This is a genomic window from Candidatus Binatia bacterium (assembly GCA_029248525.1).
Lineage (GTDB): Bacteria > Desulfobacterota > Binatia > UBA12015 > UBA12015 > UBA12015.
Genome location: JAQWJE010000014.1, coordinates 170,625 through 187,489 on the forward strand (window position 1 = coordinate 170,625; position 16,865 = coordinate 187,489).

The following is a 16,865-nucleotide window of genomic DNA, read 5'->3' on the forward strand; positions in this document are numbered from 1 at the left end:
GTCAGTGATAGCTAGGCACCCCCGCGGCACAGAGAAATTATCGGTACCGTTGCTCCCTTCCGGGCCTGGCGGAATTCGCGATCCTCTCTTGCGCAGGACCTAGCTATCACTGGCGTGCCCGACCTTGCATCGGCCATGAGTACCGTACTACCGACGCTCCAACCGCCGCGCAACCGCTCAACCATCTGCATCACGAAGAGCCTGCCATTTTCGGAAAAAACGTACGTGATACGCGACCCCGGACCAAACAGCCAAAATCATCGCGATCCAGAGAAAGCACATCCCGGCAGCGAAAAAATCGAGTGGACCATAGGTGTAGTGAACCATCAAGCTGAACAGCGCCACGACCTCCATGACCGTCTTGGCCTTGCCCAGAGACTCCGCCTCGAGAACGACACCTTCCTCGCGCGCGATTGCGCGCAAACCGGTCACCGCAACCTCGCGTGACGCGATGACCGCCACCATCCACGCGGGTACCGCGAGGTCCCGAGGCATCGCTGCCAACATGATATAGCCGCTCACAATCAGGATTTTGTCTGCCAGCGGGTCCAGAAATTTTCCGAGGTTGGTGATAATCCCGTCTCGGCGCGCAAGATACCCATCCAGCCAATCGCTCAGACAAGCGAGAAAAAAGAGAATGGCCACCACCGCGGACACTGTTGGGCCCGGAAAAGTCAGCAACCAGATCATCAGCGGGGTGAACGCAACTCGGCCCAGAGAGAGCAAATTAGGCGTGCTCCACAAGTCGTTAGCCAGGCTTGAGCTGTCTTTTGTCGGGTCGGACATGGTTCTCTTTCAGGATTCCGGAATCTTCCGCTTTTCTACCATATGGGGAAGCTTTTCGCGCGAACGCAGGTATTCCTGCCGGTAGGCGCCAACCCGCTCGACATAGGAGCGGGTCTCCGGAAAAGGCGGAATCCCTCCGTGCTTCTCGACCGCGGTCGGCCCGGCATTAAACGCCGCCAACGCCAGAGTCGCGTCCCCGCCGAAGCGATGCAGGAGGCGGCGGAAATAAAGCGCTCCACCCTCCAGGTTCTGCTTTGGATGAAAGACGTCCCGGACGCCGAGCGAACGTGCGGTCTCCGGCATCAACTGCATCAGCCCTTTCGCTCCTGCGCGAGAGACAGCCTGCGGATCGTACCCTGACTCGGCTCGCACGATTGCCGTGAGGAGCGCCATTTCGATGCGGTAACGAATCGCAGTTTCCTCAATCATGCGAACGAGAGTGGGAGGCGGCACTGCCACAGCACGGACCCTGCCGCGCTTCGCCACGTCCCCGCGGCTGGGACCATTTACCCTCGCCCTCGCCTCGGGAGAAGAACCGTTCCGGGGCGGCGGGGAGGCCGTCACCCCCAAGTCGGTGCCTGAGTCGTTCCCCGAATCTTCCGGAAGACGCTCTCCCGGCCGGACTCGATTGAACCGATGGTCGGTGGGGGCATTCGAAAAATGGAGCACGCCATTGGGATCGCGGTAGCGAAAGATCTCGCCGGCCAGAGCCTCAAGCGATGGAGCCGCTCCTACCCATACCGCCCCGCAAAAAACGAGGCGGAGCATATTTCTACCGAGCCGAGACACAGCCCTGACACCACCTCCTCCGGAAGGCTTTGTCAAAGGCTGGATAGAGTCCGCCACATTCGGTCCTTGCGAGCAGCTATTTCTGCACCTAGGCTTTTGGCATGGGAGAGGAGCAATCAGGCCCCGGGTCTGAAACCCGGCGAGATTTTGACTTTCTCGTGATTGGCAGCGGGATCGCGGGATTGAGCTTCGCATTGACCGCAGCGGAGCGCGGTGAGGTTGCTGTCGTCACAAAGGCCAATCTGCCCGAAGGTTCCTCGCAATACGCTCAGGGAGGCGTGGCTTCCGTCTGGAGCCCTGACGACTCCTACGACGAGCATGCGCGAGATACCGCCGGAGCGGGTGCGGGACTTTGCCACGGCGATATCGTCGATATCGTCGTCAGGGAGGGCCCGGATCGAGTTCGTGAAATGATCGCCTACGGCACTCGATTTGATCTTCGCCCTGACGCCGAAAACGAGTTCGATGTGGATCTGAGCCTGGAGGGCGGACACTCCCGACGCCGCATCCTCCACGCCGTGGACGCCACCGGTCAGGAAATGATGCGTGCGCTTGTCGAACGCGTCCTCGCTCATCCGAGAATCCAGATCTTCGAGCAGACCCTCGCCATCGACCTTCTTATGTCGAGCAAATTCAAGATCGAGGGACCGGAGCGCTGTCTGGGCGCGTACGTGCTCGATACCTCCTCCGGATCGATTCATACCTATACGGCCGGCGCTACACTGATCGCGACAGGTGGCGCAGGCAAAGCCTATCTCTACACCAGTAACCCCGACGTCGCGACAGGCGATGGCATCGCCATGGCCTACCGAGCAGGCGTGCCGATCGGGAACATGGAGTTCATCCAGTTTCATCCGACCTGCCTTTTTCATCCGCAAGCCAAGTCCTTTCTCATCAGCGAAACAGTGCGAGGTGAAGGCGGTGTGTTGGTCCGCCCGGATGGCTCCTCCTTCATGACCGACTACGACAAGCGGGGCGAACTCGCGCCGCGCGACATTGTTGCACGCGCGATCGACAGTGAAATGAAGGCGCACGGCTTCGACAACGTCTTCCTCGACATCACGTCGTGTTCCGAAGCCTACCTCCTCGAACGCTTTCCGACGATCGTCAACCGCTGCCGCTCTTTCGGCATCGACCCGGCCACCGAACCGATACCGGTGGTCCCCGCGGCCCATTATACCTGTGGCGGAATCCTGACCAACGACGTCGGCGCGACCTCCTTGCAGGGACTCTATGCCGCGGGCGAAGCTGCCATGACGGGACTTCATGGTGCCAATCGGCTTGCTTCGAACTCGCTCCTCGAGGGGCTCGTCTTCGGCCACCGCGCGGCAACCGATGCCGCGGAGGCCAGCGCCGCGACGCCGACTCGAAATCTTCCGATTCCGGACTGGAATCCCGGGGGCTCCCACCCACGCGACGAAGAAGTTCTGGTCAGCCAGACATGGGACGAGATTCGGCGTCTGATGTGGAACTACGTCGGAATCGTCAGAAGTAATCGCCGTCTGGCGCGCGCCCGCGCGCGAATGGACCTGGCCCTCGCAGAGATTCGTTCGGATTATTGGTCATTTCACCCGACCGCCGGATCCATCGAGCTCCGTAATCTCGCCATGGTGGCCGACCTGATTATCGCCTCGGCGGCTCTGCGTCGCGAAAGTCGAGGCCTGCACTTCAACACCGATTTCCCGCATCGCGACGACGCGGTTTGGGCTCGTGATTCGATTTTGGTTCGGAGTCCATCCACCCATCGCCCTGTACCCAGCACCTGAGCTACGTCGGCTCTTTACCGCGAGCGCGGTACCGCATACAGGAGGAGCGTGACTTCCAGCGACGAGCTCTACTTCGACCCCTTCACTGACGAGAACCTGCAGGACCCGCATCCGATCTACCAGCGGCTGCGCGCGGAAGATCCGATCCACTGGAGCCCGAAGCTGCGAGCCTGGCTGGTCACCCGCCACGAAGACGCCCGTCGTTTTTTCCAGGACGATGCCTGCCTGAGTGCCGACAGAGGCAAAGTCAGTCGCAAGCAGGCGACCAGCGTGGAGATGAAACCGGGCACAAAAATTCGTACCATCTCGCTCGACCCGCCCGAACAACTGCCGATGCGGGCGATGATGACCTCTGCGCTGACGCCGGCCATGCGGGCGATGCCTCCGCAAATTGAGCAGCTCATCGAACTTCTTCTCGAGCGCATAGAAACCGCGACGACGACCGCCGCCGAACGTCTGGAAACCGACAACCCTGTCGACCTAGTGACGGAACTGGCCTACCCCTTGCCTATCGGCATCATCACGGAGCTTTTCGGAATTCCGGAAAAGGACCGTAACGAATTTCGAGCGGTCGCCGATGAAATCGCTCGGGGAATGGATCAGTTCTTCTCGAGCAAGACAGTCGGCGAGAAGCTTCGGGAAATCGGTGGCTATATCGGTGGTCTGGTCGCGGAGAGACGAGCGCATTGTGAAACCGATCTGATCTCCCGGCTTTGCGAAGTTGAGCACGATGGGGATTCGCTGGACGATATCGAGATCATTGCGATGGCGACAGCTCTGGTTTTCGGCGGCTATGAGACAACCGCGAATCTGATCTCAAATGGAATGCTGGCCCTGCTGGAGCATCCGGAGCAACGAGCCCTGCTTGAGGAGGACTACTCCAGAGCGCCCGCCGCGATCGAGGAAATGTTGCGTTTCGACACGCCGCCTCAAGCCATCTCGCGCACCGCAGCCAAGGACTTTATCTGGCACGGCAAGTCGATCGCCCGGGGCGACCTTGTCCTCGGATGCCTCGGCGCAGCGAACCGCGATACAGCGATCTTCCGCGACCCCGACACCTTCGACATCCGGCGCGAACCCAACCCGCATATCGCCTTCGGACTCGGCGCTCATTTCTGCCCGGGTGCACAACTCAGCCGCCTCGAAGGGCGCGCCGCAATTCCGGCTCTTCTGCAACGCTTCCCCGGCCTCCAGCTTGCCGGCGCGCCTACGCGACGCCGCACTTTCGTATTGCGCGGGTTGGAGCATTTACCCGTGCGCCTGCGCTAGCGATCCCGGGCACTCAACTCGAACCCGGACGCAGACACAAAACTCAAGGCGTGCGAATTGCCGCGGCGTCGAAGAGGCCAAGTTGCCGAGTCTCGGCGGACTCGTCAACGGCAACCGGGTAACGGTTCGTGAAGCAGGCATCGCAATATGTCGATTTATTCTCGGGCTGATCTTCGAAGGCGTAAAGACCCTCGTCCGACAGATAGGACAGCGTGTCCGCACCGATTGCCTGGCGAATCTCCTCGACCGACTTCGACGCACCAACGAGCTCCGACGTCGTCGGTGTATCTACCCCGTAGTAACAAGGTCGGATGGTCGGTGGAGAGCAGATCCGCATATGCACCTCAGCTGCACCCGCGTTCCGCATCATGGTCACGATCTTCTTGCTCGTCGTTCCCCGCACCAGAGAATCATCCACTACGACGACTCGCTTGCCGCGCAAAACCTCGGAGACCGCATTCAGTTTCACGCGGACGCCGAAGTGACGGATGGAATCGGACGGCTCGATAAAGGTGCGTCCCACATAGTGATTCCGAATCAAACCCAGTTCGTAAGGAATCCCTGATTGCTGAGCGTAGCCCAACGCGGCAGGCACCCCCGAGTCAGGAACTGGCGTGACGACATCCGCGTCGACCAGACTTTCACGAGCGAGTTGCCGCCCCAATTCGCGTCGCACATTATAGACCGTCCGACCAAAAACCTGACTGTCCGGGCGTGCGAAGTAGACGTATTCAAAAACACAGCGACGTGGTTCGACAACTTCGAGCGGCTTCATCGAGCGCATCCCCGAATCGTCGATCACGATCACCTCTCCTGGCTCGACCTCGCGAACATACTCGGCGTTGATCAAGTCCAGCGCGCAAGTTTCAGAGACCACAACATAGGTGCCCTTGTCGCGGATCCGACCGAGAACCAGGGGCCGGAACCCATAAGGGTCTCGCACCGCAATCAGCTGGTCCCGCGCCAGAAAGACGATCGAGTAGGCGCCGCGGACGTGTTTCAGAGCGTCCACCACGCGATCGAGGAGAGGTCCTTTTTCACTCTGCGCGATCAGGTGAATCACGACTTCCGTGTCGGAGTTGGATTGAAAGATCGATCCGCGCCGCTCCAGTTCCGCACGCAGCTCGACGGCGTTGACGAGATTTCCATTATGAGCCACCGCGAGTGGCCCTCCGGCATACTCGACCACCAGCGGCTGGGCGTTTTTAAGAACAGTTTCGCCATGGGTGGCGTAGCGATTGTGTCCAATCGCCGATGTCCCCTCGAGGCGCCGAATCATCTCCGGGTGGAAAATATCAGCGACCAGGCCGAGACCTCGATGCGAGATCAAAGCGTCGCCGCGCGACGAGACGATTCCGGCCGACTCCTGCCCCCGGTGTTGCAGGGCATAGAGGGCCAAATAGGCGAGGTTTGCGGCCTCCGGATGACCGAAAACGCCTACAACGCCGCATTCTTCGTGAAAGCGATCTTCATCCGATGCGAACATGATTCTCCGTTTCAGGCTGCTCCGTCACTGCTTCCATGCCACGCCCGACGCAACGATTCCAGCGCGAGACGCAATTGGCCTTCGATTTCGAGTCGATCACCGCCAATTTCTCCGATGACACGCAGTGGAACCTCCGCGCGGAGAGCTCTCTCCTTGAACAAGGGGAGGTCCTCGGAGGCTACGCTCGCAAGAATTCGGGAGGGACTTTCGCCGAAAAGCCATGCCTCCGGCCGCAGAGACTCCTCAGCCTGGCCCCGGAGTCCGAAAAGCGGCCCCGTGGCCTCATCGACACCGCAGGCATGCAGAACGCCCCTCATCAGTCCCCCGGCATTTAAACTGAGGGCACTTTGCAGCAGACCAGCTTCGCCCGATTTCCGGACCATATCCTGAAGCCGACGCTCCGAGCCGAGATCCACCCACGGCGGCACACCGTGGGAGCCTCCTCGAAAATGGACGTCATGGAGGCTCCCCCCCATTTCCTCGCGGGTCTGGCCCAAAAGGACCGCGAGATGACCATCCTGCCGGAAGCCCGACGGGACCAAATGGGTTGCCGTTGGCCGCCCGAGCGCCACCACCGCCGGCACTGACGCCCCAGCGCCTGCGGCCGTGGCCATTTCTATTGTGGTGCCCAGCGCGTCGGCGGCATGTCGGAGCCCCTCGTATACGAGATCGGCACCCGGTTCCTTCTCCCCCGGAAGGGTCAGCAAAAGCCCAAGAGGCTCAGCGCCCGCTGCTGCCAGTCCGCGAGTGACCCGACAAACGGCGAGACACGCGCCGATATAGGGGTCGAGGGAGCTGAAAGGCTGCGCCGAACCAACCGCCAGTGCGAGGAGGTCACGTCGTGCGCCGAGACGAAGCACGGCGACATCTCCGGCGAGATCGGGCAGTCCCTCAGATGCGCTCCCTCGCGAAGCTCTTCCCCGGGGTGACACTTCTCGGAAATCAGTCATCAACTCGAGGAGTGCGGCCTCCTGATCTTCGAATATCTCCGCCACCGGGGGCTGCCCGTGCTGCGGCAATACAAACTCGGGAGGTTTCTGGTCGCGACGGATCTCCTCGGGCCTCAGTCGCAGGGTCGCTCCCTCGGGCATGGGCAGGTCCAGCAGACGTTCGCCGCTGATGGCTCCGACCTCCCCCACCGTGACCTCTCCCGGCAGGGCCTCGACGAGACTCGTCTCCCCGCGGGCCGACACAAGAAAATCACCGGGCGCCTCACGCAACAAGGAGGAAATATCGGTCCGACCAGCGAAAAGCCGCAATCCAAGACCGGTGGTTTCCAACCAATCTGCCGCGGCCAGCAAACTTCCGTTTCGGCACGAACCGAACCAGGAAAGAATCTCCTGATCGACGGCATTACGAAGAGCCTGTCCCAGCGTGAGAATCCTCTCCGCATAGGATTCCGCCGAAACCTCAGGCAGCGAAATTCGAAAAACGGAATCACCCACTCGGCCTCGACTCTCGTGATCTCGCCTCGGGACACGTGGTAGAACCCCCACGACGACAAGAACAAGCGTATCTTGTGGCGCGGGACTGCGCCCACACTCCCCGCCGCAAACCTCCAGGCCCAACTCTTCGGCGTGACGGGCGATCGACCCGCGCAACGCTCCGGCCTGACCAGAATCGGTCTGATTCTCGCTCCCCGCCGCCAATTGAACGCTATCCATCAGGGCGACAGGCTCCGCGCCGCGCGCCCTCAGCTCCAGACTTAACGAGCCGAGCAAGGCGGCGACCCCCGAACCCTCTGCCGGCAGAACCAACGCCCCCTGCGCCACCAGAACACGGCCACCCTGATCAAGACGAAACCCGCTCTCCGTGAACGAACCCCGTGCCTCACAACTCGCATTCTCCATCCACTGACGTCGACCGCGGGCGACCAGACAGTCTCGGTAGAGAAGTTCCTTGGTCGGGGCCTCCCCGTCGTTCGCCCGCTCCGGCTCAATATCGAGCGAGCTCAATCCGGAATCCGATCCGTCTTTCGTCCGGTATGACCGAAGCCGCCCGCACCCCGTTCCGTGGTCTCTCCAATCGGAAGATCATCCGCCCCGGTTCGCAAAAGGTCCCAGACGACCTGCACAACGGGAGTCACCACCAACTGTGCGATCCGCTCCAGAGGCTCGATCATCACCGACTCGCCACCAAGATTGACAAGCGCGACGCGCAATTCGCCCCGATAATCGCTGTCGATGGTTCCGGGACTATTGAGCACGGTAATCCCCGAGCGCACCGCAAGACCGCTCCGCGGGCGAACCTGTCCCTCGAAGCCCGGAGGCACCGCTACCCCGAGTCCCGTCGAAACCAGAACGCGTTCTCGGGGCGAAATCTCGAGGGGTTGGGCGATGGCCGCACAAAGATCTACGCCCGCGGCACCGGAGGTCATATATTCCGGCAAGGGCGCCTCAATCTTTCCGATGCGCCAGATACCCGTTCGCAGAGAGCCCGCCATCCCCATCCCTCACTAGGTCAGGCGCATCGACGCGTCAGTCACGGAGCCTGCCGGCACCTTACCCAGCAGGGACACAAGAAGATCCTGCTTTCCGAAGAGCTCGGCTGCGAGCTCGCGGATATCGTCTTGAGTGACCGCATCAATGCGCTCGCTGATCTCATCAATTGGCACGCTTCGTCCCAATTGGATTTCGTTGACCGCGATTCGCCGCATTCGGCTGACGCAACTTTCCAGGTTCAGCAGGATACTGCCCTTGATCTGACTTTTTGCCCGCGCGAACTCTCCGGCATCCAAGCCCTTCTCCCGAAGAGAAACCATTTCGTCCCGCACCAGCCCGACAACTTCCCCCACCGATTCAGCTCCCAGGGCTGCGTACACACCGACGCTGCCCGCATTCAGAGTGGAATCGAGAAACGAATAAATACTGTAGGCTTTGCCTCGCTTCTCGCGAACTTCCTGGAACAATCGCGAGCTCATTCCTTCGCCAAATGCGGTATTGAGGACGAACGCGGCGAAACGTCGATCATCGAGGCTGGAAAGGCCGGGCACGCCGAGCAACATCTGAACCTGCTCGAGATCTCGTTGATGCACGTGCAGACCCGTCGCGGTATCAGGCACCGTCAAAGCCGGCGGCTCCGTCACACCGGACAAATCCTCGAAAGCCTCCGAGGCCCAGGCCACCAAAGCTTCGTGATTCACACAACCCGCTGCGGCAATGACGATTCGATCGGCACGATACCGTTCGCCGATAAATTGGATGAAGTCCTCACGATGCATCCCGGTCACCGTGTCCGGTGTGCCGCAGATCGGACGCGACAGGGCGTGATCTGGCCATAGCGCCGTATCAAAGAGCTGCTGGGCCTGCTGATCGGGGGAGTCCTCGCTCTCGGCGATTTCCGACAGGATCACGGTTCGCTCACGTTCGATCTCATCGGCAGGAAAAACAGCCTGACAAAAGACATCGCCCAGAACATCGAGTGCGAGAGGGAGATCGGTCCCGAGAACTCTTGCGTAATAGCAGGTCAGTTCCCGCCCGGTGAATGCGTTGAGCACGCCTCCGACAGCCTCGATCTCCTCGGCGATCTTTCGGGCGCTCCGCTTCTCGGTACCCTTGAAAAAAATATGCTCCAGGAAATGGGAAATACCATTTTCTGGAGCAGTCTCGTATCGAGAACCGTTCTCCACCCATATGCCGACGGTGGCCGAACGGAACTGATCAATTTCCTCGGAGAGGACGCGGACACCGTTCCGAAGAACGGTGTCCTGCACCTCACCCCTGGTTTTCAATCGCTGCTTTCCTCGGAATCCTCGAAGTCTGCTTCCTTCTTCGACAGACGAATCTTGCCGTTCCGGTCCACTTCGAGCACCTTGACCCGCACAACGTCCCCCTCACTCAGAACATCGGTCACCTTGGCGACACGCTCATTCGAGATTTGTGAGATATGGAGCAGACCGTCACGACCCGGCAGCACTTCCACGAACGCACCGAAGTCCTTGATCGAACGAACCGTGCCTTCATAAATCGTGCCCACCTCGGGCTCCGCGGTGATTTCCTTGACCCGACGAATCGCATGCTGGAGAGCAGGACCATCCGCCGAGGCGATCTGAACGGTGCCATCGTCCGACACGTCGATCGAACAACCGGTCTCTTCGACCAAACCGCGGATCACCTTGCCACCTGGGCCGATGATATCGCGGATCTTGTCCGTCGGGATCTTCACTGCCTCAATTCGAGGCGCGAAGGGCGACATTTCCGTCCGTGCGCTTGTCAGCTCCTTGGCCATCTCGCCAAGGATATGAAGCCGACCGTCGCGGGCCTGCTCAATCGCCTTCTGCATCACGGCCTGAGTCACACCGGCAATCTTGATATCCATCTGAAGGGCCGTGATCCCCTCAGCGGTACCCGCAACCTTGAAGTCCATGTCGCCAAGGTGATCTTCGTCGCCCAGGATATCACTCAGAACAGCGATATCATCGCCTTCCTTGATCATTCCCATCGCGATTCCAGCCACCGGCGCTTTGGTCGGCACACCCGCATCGTTCAATGCGAGAGAACCACCACAAACCGTTGCCATCGAAGACGAGCCATTCGACTCGAGAATCTCCGACACGATTCGCGCCACATACGGGAACTCCTCTTCCGTCGGAAGCACCGGCGTGAGAGCGCGCTCAGCGAGAGCTCCGTGACCGGTATCCCGACGACTCGGACCGCGCATGAACTTGACCTCGCCAACACTGAAGGGAGGGAAGTTGTAGTGCAACATGAAACGCTTCTTGACGTCGCCAAGCAGCCCATCGATTCGCTGGGTATCCCCGGAGGTACCGAGGGTTGCCGTCACGAGCGCCTGTGTTTCGCCGCGCGTAAACAGCGCCGAGCCATGTGTACGGGGAAGAACCGTCGTCTCACATGCAATCGGTCGGACCGTCGTCAGGTCACGTCCATCGAGACGCTTGCCTTCCTTCACGACCATCGAGCGGACAGCGTTGTATTTCAAGGTGCTGAACGCATCCGAAAGCTCGCCACCACGATCAGGGTACTCCTCAGCCAATGCTTCTTTGACTTGCGCCTTGGCTGCATCAAATTTTGCGTAACGCTCGAGTTTGGCCGGTTCGTTCATGGCGCCCTGGATCAGCGGCGTTCCAACTTCCGCGACTCGCGCGACCAGAGCCTCGTCGACATGCACTTCGGGTTTCGGGCGCTTGGGCTTGCCCGCGAGCTCAACCAGCTCTTCCTGAAGATCAAGAATCGGCTGCAAGCCGTCGTGCGCGAAGAACAACGCCTCCAGCATCTCGGCATCGGGGACAACGTCGCCGCCGCCTTCGACCATCACGATCGCATCGCGGCTACCCGCAACGGTGAGGTTGATATCGCCATTGGCGAGATCGTCGGCACCAGGGTTGAGGATCAACTTGCCGTCGACACGGCCGACTCGGACCGCTGCGATGGGTCCGTCAAACGGAATATCCGAGATCGAGAGCGCCGCCGAGGCGCCGCACACCGAAAGAATATCCGGGTCGCAATCCTTCTCCGCCGAGAGCACCGTCGTGATGACCTGCGTCTCGCAACGCCATCCATCCGGGAACAGAGGACGAATGGGTCGATCCGTGACCCGACAGGTCAGGATTTCCTTTTCCGTCGGACGGCCTTCCCGCTTGAAAAAGCCTCCCGGGATTTTACCCGCTGCGTAGGTCTTTTCCTGATACTCGACCGTCAGCGGCATGAAATCCATACCCTCACGAGGCTTCGGCTGTGCCGTTGCCGTGACCAAAAGGACGGTGTCGCCATAACGCACGATAACCGCACCGCCGGCCTGCTTGGCCATCCGTCCGGTTTCCATGGAAAGCGTACGACCGCCTACTTCAACTTCAACTACCTTCTTTTGCATAGTCCTCTCCCGTCGTGCCGCATCTTTTGCGACGGGCACGAGCCCAGGGGAAGGGCGTCGATGGCAGAGATTAGCGGCGGATGCCGAGACGCTCGATAAGCGTCTTGTACCGCGCCAGATCTTTGCGCTTCAGGTAGTCGAGAAGACTCCTGCGCTGGCTGACCAATGTGATCAACCCGCGACGCGAATGATGATCTTTCGCGTGGGTCTTGAAATGCTCAGTCAGACCTTTGATGCGCTCCGTAAGGAGTGCGATCTGAACTTCCGGTGAACCGGTATCTTTCTCGTGCGCACGGTAACTCTCGACGAGTTCCGCTATTTGCGCTGAAGCCAACGCCACTTCGCTGATTTCCTTTCTTTTCTGCCTTGTCTGTTCTGTGGCTAACATCGGGCCGTTGGCCTGTAAAGGTCCACGGCATCAGGATAAAGCACACGGCGTAATTGCCACGAACCACCGGGATCGCAGTCCACGATCGCCAGAAGCTCTCCGGCGGGCTCCACAAGAGCGACTCTCGAGGCCCCTGCGGGGAGAGAGAGCCCGGAAAGACAGCCTTTCCCACCCACAGCGACCTGATAGGCTCGGGGCCCATCAACAGTAACCTGCGGTACGCCACGGAGCGCTTCCAGGCAGCTCAAAACAGGGATTTTTTCCGACGCGCACCCTTGAATAGCGTGCAGCTCATGGCACTCGGAGACCCCGAACGGTCCGAAGCGGGTCCGCCGCAGACTCGCCAATGTGGCCGGGCAGCCCAGCGCCGCCCCCACCTCCTCGGCCAAAACCCGAACGTAGGTTCCCTTCGAACATTCCACGGCAAAGCGAATCCGATCAAGCTCGCTGGTCAATTCGAGAGAAAACTGATCGATGCGGATGGGCCGCGGCTGACGCTCCACCTCGATCCCCGCTCGAGCCATCTTGTAGAGCTGCTTTCCCTTGATTTTGACCGCCGAGTACATCGGTGGAATTTGCTCGCGGTGACCCAAAAATTTGGAAGCCACGCTTTCAAGAAGCTCGCTGGAGAGACCTGGCACCTCGCCTCGGGCAGTCTCCTGCCCCGTAATGTCGGCGGTGTCGGTCGCCAGACCGAGCAGAATTTCGCCGCTATAGCCCTTGTCTGCCGCGTCGAGAAACTGCGCAATTCGCGTTCCCCCATCCAGGCAGAGAGGCAAAACGCCCGTCGCCATCGGATCCAAGGTACCAAGGTGTCCGATCTTTCTGGGATGCAGTGTCCGCTTCAGAATCCTGATAATGCCCGCCGAAGTTTCCCCGCCCGGCTTGTCCACCAGAAGGACGCCATCAGGCATCGAAATCGTCCTCCGGATCGACAGCTGATCCGTCCTGCGGACCGATTTTCGTATCACGAATCAAGCTATCAATTCGACGCGCATGCTCGAGTTCGTCATCGTAGAAAAACCGAAACGCCGGCGTATAGCGCAGCTGCATCTTGTCCGCGACATACTTGCGGAAGAACGGTGCTGCCCTCTCGAGTCCCCGGAGTGCCTCTTCGCGCGAGGCCTGCTCCTCTGACAGCAGGAGGAAATACACTGTCGCCAGCTTTAAATCAGGCGTCAGGCGAATGCGTGTCAGATTCACCTGACTGAGGCGCGGATCACGGGCGTGATGCAGCAGAGCCTCAGCCAGGCACCGTTGCACCTCGCCGCCGACTCGATCCGAGCGCCGAACCTCATAACCACCGGCCGCTGGGTCCAGCGAAGGACGCTTACGTCTGCGAGCCACGAGAGAGAGTGCCGCAATCCAGCCTTAGGAGGCCGCGTCCGAGACCTGAGACGGGCCTGCAACCTGTGAGGGCTCGATCTTGCGAGCCACCTCTTCGACCTCGTAGACCTCGACCACGTCCCCGGGTTTCACATCCGAGAAACCTTCGATGCCGATACCGCACTCATAACCATGAGTAACCTCGCGAACATCGTCCTTGAATCGGCGCAAACTCCCGATCTTGCCCTCGTGGACGACCGCATGGTCGCGCAACAAGCGCGCCAGCGAACCGCGCAGAATCTTGCCGTCGGTCACGGTCGAGCCGGCGATCACGCCCGCTCCGCGAACGCCGAAGATCTCGCGGACCTCGGCGCGACCCACGTTCCTCTCGCGCAACGATGGTGCGAGCATCCCTTCGAGGGCCTCGCGGACCTCGCGAATGGCGTCGTAGATAATCGTATAGAGGCGAAGGTCGACTCCCTCGGCTTCCGCCAGAGAGGCTGCCTTGTCGAGGGGACGGACATTGAAACCGATGATGACCGCATTGGAAGCCGAGGCCAAAAGCACGTCAGACTCGGTGATCCCGCCGACCGAAGCATGGATCGTCTTGACCTGAACCTCGTCGTTGGAAACCCGAGAAAAAGCCTCGCGCAACGCGTCGACCGAGCCCTGGACATCGACCTTCAAGACGACGTTCAGTTCCTTGACCTTGGCTTTCTCAAGCTGCGAATAAAGGTCATCGAGCGAAACTTTCGAGCTGCGAGCCAGTTCCGTCTCGCGCTGCTTCTGCTGGCGATGTTCGGCAATCTGCTTGGACTTCGCTTCATCTTGGACCACCGCAAAGGCGTCGCCCGCTGCGGGAACCCCGTCGAGGCCAAGGATTTCCACAGGCACCGAAGGGCCTGCTTTCTTGATTCGGTTGCCCTGCGAGTCGAGCATCGCGCGCAGCTTGCCATGCTGCAGCCCGACCACGAACGATTGTCCGGGCTCAAGAGTTCCCTCCTGCACCAGAACGGTAGCCACCGGACCGCGACCTCGGTCGAGCTTGGACTCGACAACGGTCCCTCGCGCCCGAACTTCCGGATTGGCCTTCAACTCGAGCAGTTCTGCCTGCAGAAGCACCATCTCGAGAAGATTGTCCAGCCCCTCACGGGTCTTGGCGGAAACCGGGCAGAAAATGGTGTCTCCGCCCCACTCCTCGGGAGCCAGACCGTGCTCGGCCAACTGGCCCTTCACTTTTTCGATATCTGCTTCGGCGCGATCGATCTTGTTCAGCGCCACAATCATCGGCACTTTCGCGGCACGAGAGTGGTTGATCGCCTCAATGGTCTGCGGCATTGGCCCATCATCGGCCGCCACGACCAGGATCACGATATCGGTCACCTGCGCGCCGCGGGCGCGCATCGAGGTGAACGCGGCGTGACCCGGCGTATCGATGAAGGTAATATTACGTTCGCCTACAGGCACGGAATAGGCACCAATATGCTGGGTGATACCGCCGGCTTCGCCGTCAGCGACCGTGGTACTGCGGATCTGATCCAGAACCGAAGTCTTGCCGTGATCGACATGGCCCATCACTGTGACGACGGGATCACGAGGGAGCGGTTCACCAACAGCCTCTTCGGCCTCGGTGCCATCGATCTCCTTGTCGGCATCAAAAGCAACGTTCTCGACCGTGTATTCGAATTCGCCGGCCACCAAGGTTGCATGGTCCACGTCGAGCGACTGGTTAACCGTCGCCATCACGCCCATTTCCATGAGCTTCTTCAAGACTTCACCAGCCTTGAGCCCCATGGATTTGGCCAACTCTCCCACCGAGATCACTTCGTGCATGCGAACGATCCGCTTGCGGGCCGAGGGCACGGTGATTTGAGTCGCCTGCTGCTCCTTGCCCGGAGTCGCCCGACGTTTCTGAGGACGCCTGCCGCGAGGTCGGTCGCCACCGCTGAACGGGTCCATCTGGGAACCGCGCCGGATGACTTTCTTGCCCTTCTTGCGTCGTCCTTCGGTCGCGGGAGGAGCATCGGTCCCGGGGCCTGGCTTGCCGCCTGCGGGCGCGGGTGCCGGCGCTGTCTTGAGTTCGATCTTCCCGAGCACCTGAACGCGACGCATACCATCATCGAGAGCGGGGGTATCGTCCGCCATCAGAGCAGCCGGGCGCAGCGTCGAAGTTCGCTGGGGGACTTCGGGGGTGGGCGCGGGCGGTTCGGGAGCCACTGGCTCGGAGGGAGATTCATCGACCTTCGAACCGGCCGCGGCGGGTTCGCTTGGCTGGGGCTCAACCGTCGCGGGTTCAGGTGGAGCCGTAGTCTCAGCCGAGGCTTCCGCTGCTGTCCCGGAGGCCGTTTCCTTGGTGGTCGCCGCGGTATCCGCCGCGGGGACCTCATCTACAGCCGGTGCTTCGGTAGTGGGCGCGGGCTCGGTGGTAAAGTTTTCAATGCCCACATCGGATGGAGGCAGGTCGGGAATCAACCCGGAAGGCTCGGCCGATCCGGTCGAGCTATCCGAAGAGCTTCCCATATCCGGAAAATCGATCAGAGAGCCGTCATTACTTCCGCCAACATCACTCGGGGCGGTATCCTTGCGGCCCACCTCGACGCGACGCCGACGGCGACGAATCACGTTCGGACGGACTCGAGCTTCGACCGTGGACTCACGGGAGGTGACTTCACCTTGTCCGTCTTTTTCGGTGACCATACGCTCACCGACCACCCGTTCGGTACCAACCGTGGGTTCTGCCGAGGGACCGCGTCCGAGTTGCAGAGCAAGACGCTCAACTTCAGGTTCCTGCAGGCTGCTCTGTGAGCGCTTGCCGGAGATCCCGAGAGTTTCGAGGCTGGCGAGCAGTTCCTTCGATTGAAGGTTCCATTCTTTCGCCAATTCGTGAATGCGCTTCGGCATGCCTTTAGTCCTTCTTCCCTGCTGTCGATCGGATCGTGCTTCGTTCGGCCATCAACGCCGACCTTGCTGCGGTCGTCGGTCGAAAACGTAGTCCGGCGAGTGATTTTCGCCCCTGCAAGAACAAGTCTTCGCAAACCTGCGCTGCGTGAAGGTACGTACCGCGCCCACCTTCATTACGCCACTCCAGCCGGTCGCTGGCTCCGACTCGGGCCATTCGAGCCATTCGCGACTGGAGATCAGATTCACCGCAGCCCGCACAAATGCGGCGACTCGCAAAAGCCGGACGTTTCCCCGATGGCCAGGGAAGGCTCGGGGCGCTCGTGCG

13 protein-coding genes and 1 other RNA gene are annotated in these 16,865 nt (G+C 60.6%); 2 read left to right on the plus strand and 12 right to left on the minus strand.

The window, feature by feature from the left end; genetic code table 11:
* Positions 1–6: 6 nt before the first annotated feature.
* From ffs to P8K07_04015, 3 genes are all read right to left on the minus strand, one after another.
* Positions 7–105, minus strand: an RNA gene (gene ffs, locus P8K07_04005) — signal recognition particle sRNA small type.
* A 72-nt stretch (positions 106–177) separates the two neighbouring features.
* Complete coding sequence (pgsA, locus tag P8K07_04010; GenBank protein ID MDG1957685.1) at positions 178–786, minus strand: CDP-diacylglycerol--glycerol-3-phosphate 3-phosphatidyltransferase; 609 nt, start codon at positions 784–786, stop codon at positions 178–180.
* A 9-nt stretch (positions 787–795) separates the two neighbouring features.
* A complete protein-coding gene (locus P8K07_04015) occupies positions 796–1,554 on the minus strand; it encodes a transglycosylase SLT domain-containing protein (GenBank protein ID MDG1957686.1) in 759 nt (252 codons plus the stop codon).
* A 122-nt stretch (positions 1,555–1,676) separates the two neighbouring features.
* Between P8K07_04015 and nadB the strand changes: the two genes are divergently transcribed.
* Together nadB and P8K07_04025 are read left to right on the plus strand one after the other, a co-directional pair.
* A complete protein-coding gene (gene nadB / locus P8K07_04020; protein ID MDG1957687.1) occupies positions 1,677–3,341 on the plus strand; it encodes an L-aspartate oxidase in 1,665 nt (554 codons plus the stop codon).
* Between the two features lie 48 nt (positions 3,342–3,389).
* Complete coding sequence (locus tag P8K07_04025) at positions 3,390–4,610, plus strand: cytochrome P450 (GenBank protein MDG1957688.1); 1,221 nt, start codon at positions 3,390–3,392, stop codon at positions 4,608–4,610.
* Positions 4,611–4,653: 43 nt separating this feature from the next.
* Here P8K07_04025 and purF read toward each other — a convergent pair whose 3' ends face one another.
* The 9 genes from purF to infB all read right to left on the minus strand — a co-directional run bounded on the left by purF (position 4,654) and on the right by infB (position 16,540).
* Entirely contained in the window at positions 4,654–6,096 is a 1,443-nt protein-coding gene (gene purF / locus P8K07_04030) for an amidophosphoribosyltransferase (GenBank protein MDG1957689.1), read from the minus strand.
* A gap of 11 nt (positions 6,097–6,107) precedes the next feature.
* Positions 6,108–8,051, minus strand: coding sequence for an AIR synthase related protein (locus tag P8K07_04035; GenBank protein ID MDG1957690.1), 1,944 nt, complete (start codon positions 8,049–8,051; stop codon positions 6,108–6,110).
* A complete protein-coding gene (gene dut, locus P8K07_04040; protein ID MDG1957691.1) occupies positions 8,048–8,539 on the minus strand; it encodes a dUTP diphosphatase in 492 nt (163 codons plus the stop codon). The genes P8K07_04035 and dut overlap by 4 nt, the downstream gene beginning before the upstream one ends.
* A gap of 12 nt (positions 8,540–8,551) precedes the next feature.
* Positions 8,552–9,826 (minus strand): pitrilysin family protein, encoded by a 1,275-nt coding sequence (locus P8K07_04045; GenBank protein MDG1957692.1) that lies wholly within the window; start codon positions 9,824–9,826, stop codon positions 8,552–8,554.
* Entirely contained in the window at positions 9,823–11,925 is a 2,103-nt protein-coding gene (gene pnp / locus P8K07_04050) for a polyribonucleotide nucleotidyltransferase (GenBank protein ID MDG1957693.1), read from the minus strand. The genes P8K07_04045 and pnp overlap by 4 nt, the downstream gene beginning before the upstream one ends.
* A gap of 70 nt (positions 11,926–11,995) precedes the next feature.
* The gene (rpsO, locus tag P8K07_04055; protein ID MDG1957694.1) at positions 11,996–12,265 is read right to left on the minus strand and encodes a 30S ribosomal protein S15; all 270 of its coding nucleotides are present in this window, start codon (positions 12,263–12,265) and stop codon (positions 11,996–11,998) included.
* Between the two features lie 41 nt (positions 12,266–12,306).
* Complete coding sequence (truB, locus tag P8K07_04060; protein MDG1957695.1) at positions 12,307–13,227, minus strand: tRNA pseudouridine(55) synthase TruB; 921 nt, start codon at positions 13,225–13,227, stop codon at positions 12,307–12,309.
* Complete coding sequence (gene rbfA / locus P8K07_04065) at positions 13,220–13,660, minus strand: 30S ribosome-binding factor RbfA (GenBank protein ID MDG1957696.1); 441 nt, start codon at positions 13,658–13,660, stop codon at positions 13,220–13,222. The genes truB and rbfA overlap by 8 nt, the downstream gene beginning before the upstream one ends.
* Positions 13,661–13,684: 24 nt before the next feature.
* Positions 13,685–16,540 (minus strand): translation initiation factor IF-2, encoded by a 2,856-nt coding sequence (gene infB / locus P8K07_04070; protein MDG1957697.1) that lies wholly within the window; start codon positions 16,538–16,540, stop codon positions 13,685–13,687.
* Positions 16,541–16,865 lie beyond the last annotated feature (325 nt).